Annotated in this window: 12 protein-coding genes; 7 read left to right on the top strand and 5 right to left on the bottom strand. The window is 67.9% G+C overall.

All coding sequences use genetic code 11. From position 1 onward, the window contains the following. The coding region (locus tag TSO352_RS11595; RefSeq protein WP_247872045.1) for a HAMP domain-containing protein at positions 1-753 on the bottom strand (753 nt) is incomplete at its 3' end. A 466-nt stretch (positions 754-1,219) separates the two neighbouring features. Between TSO352_RS11595 and TSO352_RS11590 the strand changes: the two genes are divergently transcribed. The 3 genes from TSO352_RS11590 (at position 1,220) to TSO352_RS11580 (ending at position 3,262) form a co-directional block, all read left to right on the top strand. Continuing rightward, a complete protein-coding gene (locus tag TSO352_RS11590) occupies positions 1,220-1,483 on the top strand; it encodes a hypothetical protein (RefSeq protein WP_146210751.1) in 264 nt (87 codons plus the stop codon). A gap of 109 nt (positions 1,484-1,592) precedes the next feature. Beyond that, positions 1,593-2,543 carry a protein-methionine-sulfoxide reductase catalytic subunit MsrP gene (msrP, locus tag TSO352_RS11585; protein WP_109107506.1) on the top strand — a complete coding sequence of 317 codons (951 nt, stop codon included), beginning with the start codon at positions 1,593-1,595 and terminating at the stop codon, positions 2,541-2,543. Between the two features lie 2 nt (positions 2,544-2,545). Continuing rightward, a complete protein-coding gene (locus TSO352_RS11580; protein ID WP_109107505.1) occupies positions 2,546-3,262 on the top strand; it encodes a protein-methionine-sulfoxide reductase heme-binding subunit MsrQ in 717 nt (238 codons plus the stop codon). On the opposite strand, the gene TSO352_RS11575 is transcribed toward TSO352_RS11580, so the two are convergent. Beyond that, positions 3,174-3,848 (bottom strand): alpha/beta fold hydrolase, encoded by a 675-nt coding sequence (locus tag TSO352_RS11575; RefSeq protein ID WP_109107504.1) that lies wholly within the window; start codon positions 3,846-3,848, stop codon positions 3,174-3,176. The genes TSO352_RS11580 and TSO352_RS11575 overlap by 89 nt on opposite strands. Before the next feature lie 300 nt (positions 3,849-4,148). Here TSO352_RS11575 and TSO352_RS11570 point away from each other — a divergent pair, with 300 nt between their 5' ends. Further along, complete coding sequence (locus TSO352_RS11570; RefSeq protein WP_109107503.1) at positions 4,149-4,784, top strand: SH3 domain-containing protein; 636 nt, start codon at positions 4,149-4,151, stop codon at positions 4,782-4,784. A gap of 54 nt (positions 4,785-4,838) precedes the next feature. On the opposite strand, the gene TSO352_RS11565 is transcribed toward TSO352_RS11570, so the two are convergent. Then, positions 4,839-5,552 (bottom strand): LrgB family protein, encoded by a 714-nt coding sequence (locus tag TSO352_RS11565; protein WP_109107502.1) that lies wholly within the window; start codon positions 5,550-5,552, stop codon positions 4,839-4,841. Then, entirely contained in the window at positions 5,539-5,916 is a 378-nt protein-coding gene (locus TSO352_RS11560; RefSeq protein WP_146210750.1) for a CidA/LrgA family protein, read from the bottom strand. The genes TSO352_RS11565 and TSO352_RS11560 overlap by 14 nt, the downstream gene beginning before the upstream one ends. 677 nt (positions 5,917-6,593) lie before the next feature. On the opposite strand from TSO352_RS11560, the gene TSO352_RS11550 reads away from it, so the two are divergent. The 3 genes from TSO352_RS11550 to TSO352_RS11545 all read left to right on the top strand — a co-directional run bounded on the left by TSO352_RS11550 (position 6,594) and on the right by TSO352_RS11545 (position 8,863). After that, positions 6,594-6,980, top strand: a complete 387-nt coding sequence (locus TSO352_RS11550) for a DUF983 domain-containing protein (RefSeq protein WP_109107500.1) — start codon at positions 6,594-6,596, stop codon at positions 6,978-6,980. Positions 6,981-7,073: 93 nt separating this feature from the next. Then, positions 7,074-7,232, top strand: coding sequence for a sugar tyrosine-protein kinase (locus TSO352_RS32940; protein WP_146210749.1), 159 nt, complete (start codon positions 7,074-7,076; stop codon positions 7,230-7,232). 215 nt (positions 7,233-7,447) lie between these two features. Continuing rightward, a complete protein-coding gene (locus TSO352_RS11545; protein ID WP_109107499.1) occupies positions 7,448-8,863 on the top strand; it encodes a PLP-dependent aminotransferase family protein in 1,416 nt (471 codons plus the stop codon). 184 nt (positions 8,864-9,047) lie between these two features. On the opposite strand, the gene TSO352_RS11540 is transcribed toward TSO352_RS11545, so the two are convergent. Then, positions 9,048-10,223, bottom strand: a complete 1,176-nt coding sequence (locus TSO352_RS11540; protein ID WP_109107498.1) for an aminotransferase class V-fold PLP-dependent enzyme — start codon at positions 10,221-10,223, stop codon at positions 9,048-9,050. Between the last annotated feature and the right edge of the window lie 339 nt (positions 10,224-10,562).

Raw genomic sequence — 10,562 nt, 5'->3', positions numbered from 1 at the left:
CGTCACTTCCGAGGCGAAGCTGTTCAACTGGTCCACCATGGTGTTGATGGTGGATTTCAGCTCCAGAATCTCGCCCTTCACGTCGACGGTGATCTTCTTCGACAAGTCGCCCTTGGCGACCGCGGTCGTCACCTCGGCGATGTTGCGGACCTGACCGGTCAGGTTGGCCGCCATCACGTTGACGTTGTCGGTCAAATCCTTCCAGGTGCCGGCAACGCCCTTGACCTGGGCCTGGCCGCCCAGCTTGCCCTCGATCCCGACTTCGCGCGCCACACGCGTCAGCTCGGTGGTGACGGTGACGAGCTGGTCCACCATGGTGTTGACGTTGCGGGCGGTGCGCAGGAACTCGCCCTGCAGCGGCCGGCCCTCGATCTCCAGCGCCATGGTCTTGGACAGGTCGCCCTTGGCGACCGCGCCGATGACGCGGGCGATTTCGGTGGTCGGCTGGATCATGTCGCCGACCAACGTGTTGATGCTGTCGACGCAGGTTTCCCAACCGCCGGATGCGTTGGACAGCTTGGCACGCTGGCTGATGCGGCCTTCCTTGCCGATGGCGACGCTGAGCCGGCTGACCTCGGTGGTCAGGTTCTGGTTCATCTCGACGACGTCGTTGAAGGCGGCGGCGATCTCGCCATCCATGCCCGTCAGGTCAAGTGGCAGCCGCACCGAGAAATCGCCCTTGCGCAATTGTCGCAAGGCCATCAGCAGAACCTTCGGATCCAACGCCTCAGCCGTCGCCACCATCGCCGTCATTCCGTTCCCCATCCCGCGCTGGCCGACCTTGAGTCGGGCCGTTCCCCTGTCGCCATAACCGGCCGGGCATCATGCGGACCAAGGACACGAACCGCACAGCACCCGGAACGTCGAATACCCGCAGCAAAACCGCGCGCACACCGACCCGACCGGACGAGTGTTCCCGCAGTCCTACAGCCCTGCACCATGAAGTAAAGGCGATTCGGGTCAATTTAGCCTTTGGTACGCACCTGAACTTTCGACGTAAGGGCTATGACTATGACTTAGGTTGAAGGACGCGGTTTCTTGCCGTCGCCGCCCCGATAGCGCGACAGTCTTGCTCGCCGCACAACCAAAGCTGTCTGTCGCGATCGCGATCTTCACGCCGCCGAACGGGCCGCCGAACGGACGGGTCCGGAACGAATCTCCGACCCCCTCGTTATGGATCCGACCACCGCGGGAGCCGCCGAGGCCGGCGACGCCCGCGGTGGAAGACGTCCCGATCGTCACCACAGCCAAAGGCCACGCCATGATGCTATGGACACTCGGCATGCACACGTCGATGTGCTGCATGCTCACATGGGTGCGCGCCTGCCAGAACGGCGCAGCCTTCGCTCACTCCTTCATCGGGGGTCCGATCCTGCTTCCGGCGCGACGACCGGCCCAGGTGCTGCCGTTCCCGGCGCGGCGGGTGGGGCGCGGCGGCCCGTTCGGCGGACCGGCGACGGTGATCCCGCTCGGCCGGCGCTGACCGACCGCGCAACGCCCCCTTCACGCAAACGTGTAGACCCCGTGATTTGCCGTCCGCCCTCGCCGGACCTATGGTTAGTGCCGGAGATGGTTCGTTCGGGAGAGGGTCGATGCTGTTCAAGTTTCCCACCGCCTCGCAAGCGCGCGAGGACGAGGTCACGCCGCGGGAGCTGTTCCTGTCCCGCCGCAGCCTGATCGCCGGAGGCGCCGCGGCGGCGGCGCTGGGCAGCCTGCCGGTGTGGAGCGGAGGTGGCGCGCTGGCCGCGACCTTCAGCGCGGCGACCACGGTGACGCCGGTCGACCCGAAGCTCGACCCGCAGACGTCGATGAAGGCGGCGACCACCTACAACAACTTCTACGAGTTCGGCACCGGCAAGGGCGATCCGGCCGACAGCGCCGGCACGCTGAAGACCCGTCCGTGGGAAATCGCCATCGGCGGCGAGGTCGGCAAGCCGATGACCATCGGCATCGAGGATCTGCTGAAGTTCCCGATGGAGGAGCGCGTCTACCGCCTGCGTTGCGTCGAAGGCTGGTCGATGGTGATCCCCTGGGTCGGCTTCCCGCTGGCGGAACTGCTGAAACGGGTGGAGCCGACCGGCAACGCCAAATACGTCGCCTTCCAGACGCTGAACGATCCGAAGCAGATGCCGGGCCTGCGGTCCTGGGTGCTCAACTGGCCCTACACCGAGGGGCTGCGGCTGGACGAGGCGATGCACCCGCTGACCCTGCTGGCGGTCGGCATGTATGGCGAAACGCTGCCCAACCAGAACGGCGCGCCGATCCGGCTGGTGGTGCCGTGGAAATACGGCTTCAAGTCGATCAAGTCGATCGTCAAGATCTCGTTGGTGAAAGAGCAGCCGCCGACCGCCTGGAACACGTCGCAGCCCAGTGAGTACGGCTTCTATTCCAACGTCAACCCGGCGGTCGACCACCCGCGCTGGACCCAGGCGACCGAACGGCGCGTCGGCGACTTTTCCCGCCGCAAGACGCTGCCCTTCAACGGCTATGGCGAGGAGGTCGCGTCGCTCTACTCCGGCATGGATCTGAAGAAGTATTACTGACGATGGCCGCCGATTTCCGAACCCTGTCCAACGCCGCCCTGACGGCGCGCTGGGCAAAGCCGGCCGTCTTCACGCTGGCCCTGGTGCCGCTGGCCTGGACCGTCTGGCTCGCCTACACCGGCGAGCTGGGGGCGGAACCGGTGCTGGAGAGCGTCAAGGCCAGCGGGCTGTGGGCCCTGCGCTTCCTGCTGATCGCGCTGGCGCTGACGCCGCTGCGCATGCTGACCAGGGTGGCGGCGCTGGCGCGCTTCCGGCGCATGCTGGGGCTGTTCGCCTTCTTCTACGCCTGCGTCCACCTGTCGACCTACATCGGGCTGGACCAGTTCTTCGACTGGGCGGCGATCTGGAAGGACATCGTCAAGCGCCCCTACATCACCGTCGGCATGGGCGCCATCCTGATCCTGACCGCGCTGGCCGCCACCTCCACCGACGGCATGGTCAAGCGGCTGGGCGGCCGGCGCTGGCGCGCCCTGCACAAGGGTGTGTTCGTCGCCGGGCTGGCCGCCTGCCTGCACTTCATCATGCTGGTGAAGGGCTGGCAGACGGCGCCGCTGGTCTACGCCGCGCTGTGCATCGGGCTGCTGGCCTTTCGCCGCTGGCCGGTCCGGCTCGGCCGGAAGGACCGTCCGGTCAGAACACGGCCCGCAACAGCCCGAGCGTCCGGCGCAACGCCAGAACCGCGCTTTCCGGATGGAAGCTCCCCCGCTCGTCGCAGTTGAAGCCGTGGCCGGCCGGGTAGCTGTGGACCGGCACCCACGGGTAGCGCGACCGCACCCCCTCGGCGACCGTCATCGGGATGGCGTGGTCCTGCTCGCCGAAATGCAGCAGCGTCGGCACGCGGGGTGCGGCGTCCAGCGTCTTGCCGATCTCGCCGCCGTAATAGCCGATGGCCGCCCGCACCGGCAGGACCGACGCCGCCGCCCAGGCGATGCTGCCGCCCCAGCAATAGCCGACGATGGCCGCCGCACCATCCCCGCCCAGATGGGCCAGGGCCGCCGCGATGTCCGCCAGCGCGTCGGCGGTCGACACCGCGCCCTTCAGCGCGATGCCCCGCTGGATGCCGGCATCGTCATAGTCCAGCTCGACACCGCGTTCGGCCCGGTCGAACAGGTCCGGCGCCAGCGTGGTGAAGCCCTGCAGGGCAAAGCCGTCGCACACGCTGCGGATGTGGCGGTTGATGCCGAAGATCTCTGGCGCCACGATCAGCCGGCCGATCTCCTCGATCCGGGCCGGCGCGTGGTAGGCCCGCAGCCGGTGCCCGTCCCGCGCCTGGAGGGTGACCCAACCCGACGTCGCTTCGTTCATGCCCTGAACCCTCGTGTTGTATGGCGTCTGTTGCACAGCGTCCGGCCGTTCAAGCCGCCGTTATTCCGGCCCCATCATAAGCGGTGCCGCAAGGCGGGCAACTGGCGACAGGGCGAACCCTCCGGCCGAAGGTCTTAGGCCCTGGCCTGGCTCCCGATCGGCGAGCCCGTTCCCCGCCGCCTCCACGCCGTGTCAGGACGAACCGCCACCCGGACAACGGGTTTGGTGGATCATCCGCCGGTCGCCGTGCGTTGTTCGCGAAACGGTGCGCGTGCGGCACCCCCAGCGGGAGGAACAGTCATGTCACGAAAGGCGATCGCGGTCCTGGTTGCCGTGTTCGGATTGGCCGGAACACCGGTGATGCCGGCGCTGGCCGCATCCGGCGACATCCATGCGGTGGTGGGGGAGAAGGTGAACCTGCGCGCCGGCCCGTCGGACGACGCGGCGGTTCGTTCCACCATCATGCGCGGCGAGGAGGTGGTCGAGCTGAGACGGGACGGCAATTGGATGGGCGTCCGGGTGCTGCGCACCGGGGAGGAAGGCTGGCTCTTCTCCGACCTCGTCAAGCGGCAGACCGCCAGCACGCTTGGTGGTGGGGACACCGCTCCGGCGCAGGCCGGCTTCGGCCGGCTTTCGCCCGGCTTCGACGGGCTGGTTGCCGGCATCAGCGACCATCTCGGCTACCGCTTCGCCGACAAGGTGGAGCAGAGCGGCAACGGCAATCTGCGGGTCGTGCCGACGCAGGAATGGCTGTACAACACCAGCCGCGACGCCAAGATGTTCGCGGCGCTGGCCCTGTATCAGATGTGGAAGAACTACAACAACGGCCGTCCGGTGACGGTGACGCTGGGGGCCCAGGGCCCGACCGCCATCACCATCACCGACGCCGCGAAGGGACCCGAGCTTACGGTTCCGACGTTGAGTTCGGCGCGCTGACGGAGGCCGGGGGAGCGGCCCGCCGGTGTCGGGCTGACGGTGCCCCGGGAACCGTCAGTGGAACAGCGCCAGGACTGCCGGTGTCAGCAGCGCGGTCGCAATCCCATTGAGGGCCATGGCGAGCCCGGCAAAGACGCCGGCGACCGGGCTCGTCTGAAAGGCACGCCCGACACCGATGCCGTGCGCGGCCAAGCCCAGGGCGAACCCCAGGCCACGGTCGTCAACACCGGTCAGACAGCGGCGAACCGGCTCGATGAGGGCGGCGCCGACGACCCCGGTCGCCATGACGAACACCATCGTCAGCGTCGGGACACCGCCGATCTGCGCGGAAACCTCCATCGCGACGGGCATGGTGGCCGACTTCGGGCTCATCGACCGCATCATGGCATCGCTCAACCCAAACAGCCGGGCCAGGCACAGCACCGACAGAACGCCGGTGAGGCAACCGACCAGCAGCGCGGCGCTCAGCGGCAGCCAGGTGCGGGCGATGAGATGGCGCCGTTCGTAGAGGGGGATCGCCAACGCGACCGTCGCCGGACCAAGAAGGAAGCGCAGAGGAACCGTTCCCTGCGTGTAGGCTTGAACGGGATATCCGGTGATCAGAAGGAACACCACGATCAGCGCGGCGGCCACCGCGACGGGCTGGGTCAACGGATTCCCGCCGCTGCGCCGGTGCAACTCCTGACCCGCCAGATAGGCGCCGACGGTGATGGTCAGCCACGGCAGCGGGGAGGCTAGCAGCGTGCTCCAAGCGTCAGACTGAACCATTGCCCCGCTCCCGCCATCGTGACGCCAGGCGTGTCACGGCACCGAAGCTCCAGGCCGTGGCCGCCAAGGTGATCGTTGCGCTCAGGACAAGGGTGGCGAGCAGCGCTCCCCACTCGTCCTGCAGGCGCTGGACATCCGCCATCACCCCGACGCCGGCCGGAACGAACATCACCGGCAGGTAGCGCAGCAGCCCGTCCGCAATCGTCTTCAGACCATCGGGCAGACGCCCGCGGACCAGCACCACGCTGAACAGGATCGCGCAGCCGACGACGGCGCCCGGCAGCGGCACGGCCAAGAAGCGGACGATCATTTCGCCACCCAAATGACAGGTGAGCAGCAGGCCGAGCGGTCGAAGAGCGCTCACGGCACGGCACCGCTCTGGGGACGGGCAAGCAGCGAAGAAGCCAGGAACGGCATACAAACATCCTTGCTGGGCGTGGGTCCTGTTGGATGCAGGGAGCACCACCCTGTTTTGTATGGATCAACAAACCATACATACGCGGCATTGCTCCGGCAATCGCTTTCTGGGCACCCGCCCCCACCCCAGGGGGGCCGGCTGGAAAGCTGAGCTTGATCCCTACATCGACCAGCTGCCGGGCGCCACCTGCCGTTCGAACACCGATCAACGGCCCTACAAGGACTGCGGAATGCGTTGGGCGCCGCTCTCCCATGACCTTGCGACACGGCGCAATCCATACATCAGCCCTTGCGACGCCACGCAATGTACCGTACAAAGAAATTGCCTGCAGGCAATGGCGGGTTACCGGCAATCGGGGCGCTTTCGACATCCGGTGGGGCCGCCGCCTCGCGAGGCATGGAGCGCCTGCGGCTCACCCCCACCCCTTTGCACAGCGACGCCGACATGGCTCGCCTCGTGACGGGCGGGCTCGACGTGTGGGCGCGGCTGGATCTCCCGGTGTACCGGCGCGCGGAGTGACCTGCGCCGTGGAACGGGGGGCGGCGCTTCGTGCCGGCCCCTGCCCGACCGACGTGGCCGGAAACCGGCGGACCACTCACCAGACAGACGCAACGAGGTTTGCAATGAACGAGCAGGATCATACCGCACTGTCGCCCACACAGACCGGGCTTTTCGGAAAATGTCCGCGCTGTGGGAAAGGCAGCATCTTCCAGGGGTATCTGAAGCTGGCGCCGCACTGCAGCGTCTGCGGGCTCGACCTGTCTTTCGCCGATCCGGCGGACGGCCCGGCCTTCTTCGTCATGTGCATCGTCAGCTTTCCGGTGGTCACCTTCGCCGGCTGGCTGGAGATCACCTACGAGCCCCCGATCTGGGTCCACGTCGTGACCTCGTTTCCGCTGCTGTTGGCAGGATGCCTGGCGCTTCTGCGGCCGCTGAAGGGATGGATCGTCAGCTCCCAGTACGTCCACAAGGCGGAAGAAGGACGGCTCGCTCGACCGGGCGATCAATGAAACCGACCACCGATCCGGCCGATTCCGGCATCACGGCCGCTTTGCACTGACTGGCCCATCAGGTCAGTAACCATCCACCACGAGAAGACCGCCATGGAAGATCATCGTGTAACCCTGATGGCATTCGCCCTCCTGCTCGTCACCGTCGGCGGATATGTCGGTATCATGCTCGCAAGCCCGGCCCTGGCGGTCCTGGTGATTGTCGTGGCCTCCTGGATCAACCTCGCGATCATCCTGCGCTTGACCCGGTAAGGGGCCGACGGCGGGGCGAAGACCGTCGTCCGGCGCGCTTCGGCTTGATCTGGTCAGCGCGTTTCATGGTACCCGGAGCCGCGGCCCATTCTCGGCGCCGGGCCTTCGCCGGGGCCTCCACGCTTCCGAAGCCTCCCTTGCACGGTTCTCCTCAGGCCGTCACAGGGTGCGATTGTCTGTCAACGTCGGTCGCCACACGGCCCATAGGGAAGAAGATGCACGCGGAACACACGGCCTGGCTCCCGCGGCTTGCGGACAAGGACAAGCCGGTCTACCTGGCCATCGCCGACGCGATCGCCGACGATATCCGTGACGGACGTCTCGCGCCTGGTCGGCGGCTGCCGCCGCAGCGGGTGCTTGCCGAACAGTTGGGGCTTGATCTGACCACGGTCACGCGGGCGTACAGCGAGGCCCGCCGGCGTGGTCTGCTCGACGGCCGGGTGGGCCAAGGGACCTTTGTCCGGCCTCCGGAGCCGGCGCCCGCGCCCTTGCCCATGGAGATCGGCGACGCGGTCCGCCGGGCCTTCGTCGACATGACGATGAACCAGCCACCGCTGCCGAACGCGCCGGAACTGCTGGCGCACGTCCACCAGAGCATGGCCCGGGCCATTGCACGGACCGATCCCCGCAGCATCCTGCGCTATCCGGAGGTCGGAGCCGGGTTGAAGGACCGGGAGGCCGGCGTTCAATGGCTCAGCCGGCGTTTGCCCGACCTGACGACGGAGCGCGTACTGCTCTGCCCCGGCACGCAAAGCGCCCTGATGTGCGTGCTGTCCACGATCGCGGCCGCCGGTGACACCGTGTGCGCGGAAGCGTTGACGTACCCGGGCTTCAAGGCACTCGCGCGGCAGCTTGGCCTGCGGATCGTCGGCGTGGCCATGGACGAACACGGCCTCGATCCCGATGGGCTGAGAGCCGCATTTTCCGAGCACCGGCCGAAGGCTCTGTATTGCACACCGACGCTGCACAACCCGACCACCGCGACCATGCCCCTGGAGCGGCGGCAGGCGATCGCCGCCGTTGCGCGTGAGCATGGCGTGCCGGTTATCGAGGATGACATCTACGGCGTTCTTCCGGAGGCAGGCCCGCCGCCAATCGCCGCGCTGCTGCCTGAGCTGACCTACCATGTCGCCGGGCTTGCGAAGTGTGTCTCGCCCGGCCTGCGCGTCACGTACGTCGCTGCCCCCGATGCCCGGCAGGCGTTGCGGCTGATCGCGGCACAACGGGCGACGATGCTGGCGATGCCGCCCGTGCTGGCGGCGATTGCCACCCAATGGATCGGCGATGGAACAGCCGATCGGCTGCTTCTCGCCGTCCGCTCCGAAGCGGTGATCCGGCAGCGCATGGCGCAACAGACGCTTCCGCCGGGGAGTTTCGCGGCGCATCCGGAGGGATTCCACCTGTGGCTTTTTCTGCCGGCGGCCTGGACGCGGGGGGAGTTCGCGACCCATTTGCGCACGCGCGGCATATCGACCATCGTCAGCGACACCTTTGCGGTGGCCGAACCGGCCCCCGAGGCGTTGCGCATCTGCCTGGGTGCGCCCGACAGTCAGGACGACACCCAGCGCGTCCTGGATCTCCTGGCGGATGCGCTTGATCAGAGCCCGGCCTTGGCCGGTGTGGTCGTGTGATGCCGGGTTCGCGACACCCTGGACGCGGTACCGGTGTCAGGGCTCGCGCCACGGCGTGAACGAAGGCGTGGGGCCGTCCACCTGCCGGCGGGCTTCGGTTCCCGGTTCCGCGGTCGGGCGGATGGGTGTCGGCCTCTGTTCGGCCACCCGCCCAGCCCTGAACGTCAGGACCTGCACATTCAGGTCAGCGCATGGCGTGGACGGCGGCCGCGAGCGTCTCGATCTCGTCTTCGGTGTTGAAGGCGTGCGGCGAGGCGCGCACCAGCGGCGGCAGGCGGCGCGCGGTCGCGTCCAGAAGCGTGCTCGACGGCTGCGACGTGCTGACGTTGATCCCCGCCGCGGCAAGGCGGGCCTTGACGGCGTCGGCCTCGCAGCCGTCGAGCGAGAAGCTGACGATGGCCGCCGGATGCCGGCCGAGATCATGCAGCGTGACCCCGCTGATCGCGCCGAGTGACTGGCGGAGTTGGGCCGCGAGCGCTTGGCAGCGCGCGGCGATCGCCTCCACGCCGATCTCCAGCGCGTAATCCACCGCGACGCCCAGCCCCAGCCGAGCGGCGTAGTTGTTCTCCCAGCTTTCGAAGCGCCGGGCGTCGGGGCGAAGTTCGTAACGGTCCGGCGCCACCCACGGCGCGGCGAAATGGTCGATCATCGGCGGCTCCAGCCGCCGCATGAGGTCGCGCCGCATATAGAGGAACCCGGTCCCGCGCGGCCCTCGCAGAAATTTGCGCCCGGTCGCCGACAGCATGTCGCAGCCGAGCGCCCCGACGTCGACCGGCATCTGTCCGACCGCCTGGCAGGCGTCGAGCAGGTAGGGTATGCCGTGCGCCCGCGCGATGCGCCCGACGGCGGCGGCCGGGTTGACCAAGCCGCCGTTGGTCGGGACCCAGGTGATGGCGATCAGGCGCACCCGCTCGTCGATCATGCGCTCCAAAGCCTGCGGGTCGAGCACGCCATCGGCATCGTCCGGGATGACGTCGATCACAGCACCCGTGCGCCGCGCCACCTGGAGAAACGCAACGTAGTTTGCGGCATATTCGGCGCGGGCGGTGAGGATGCGATCACCGGGCTGGAACGGCAGGGCGTAGAACGCCATCTGCCACGCGACCGTGGCGTTCTCGGTGAGGGCGATCTCGTCGCGGGCGCCGCCAACCAGCCGGGCGACGCTGTCGTAGACACCGTTCAGCCGCACCGCCGAGTCCGCCGCGGCCTCGTAGCCGCCGATCTCGGCCTCCCGCCGCAGATACGCGACCATTGCGTCGAGCACCGGCGCCGGCATCGGGCTGGCGCCCGCATTGTTGAGGTGGATCCGGTGGGCAACGCCGGGCGTCTCGGCGCGCAGCCGTGCAAGATCAAGCGTCATCGCGACCCCGTCTGTCGAACCGAACCGCGCCGGGTTCCCCGGGGGCCATCTGGCTTCAACCACGCCGCCATGGCGACGCCTTGGATGTGAACATAGACGCGCGCCTGACCCCCAGCGAGTGGAAAGTTGCCGATGCGATCTTCAAAAGCCTATCGCGGCTTGATCCTTCTGCGGACCCGCCACGCGGAGACGTTGTCGAACTCATCCCCTGTCCCTGGGCACGGCCGGCGGTCCTGTGGAGCGGAGAAGAGCCTACACGGAAACTAACGGCGCTTTGCTGAGCCTAACGGGTGGCGTCCCGGCGCGCTTGGTACTGTGGGTCATTCGCCAGTCGCCACA

Origin of the sequence: Azospirillum sp. TSO35-2, assembly GCF_003116095.1 — a bacterium.
In the GTDB taxonomy this organism is placed as follows: Bacteria; Pseudomonadota; Alphaproteobacteria; order Azospirillales; family Azospirillaceae; genus Azospirillum.
This window is presented reverse-complemented; position numbering and strand designations above follow the sequence as displayed.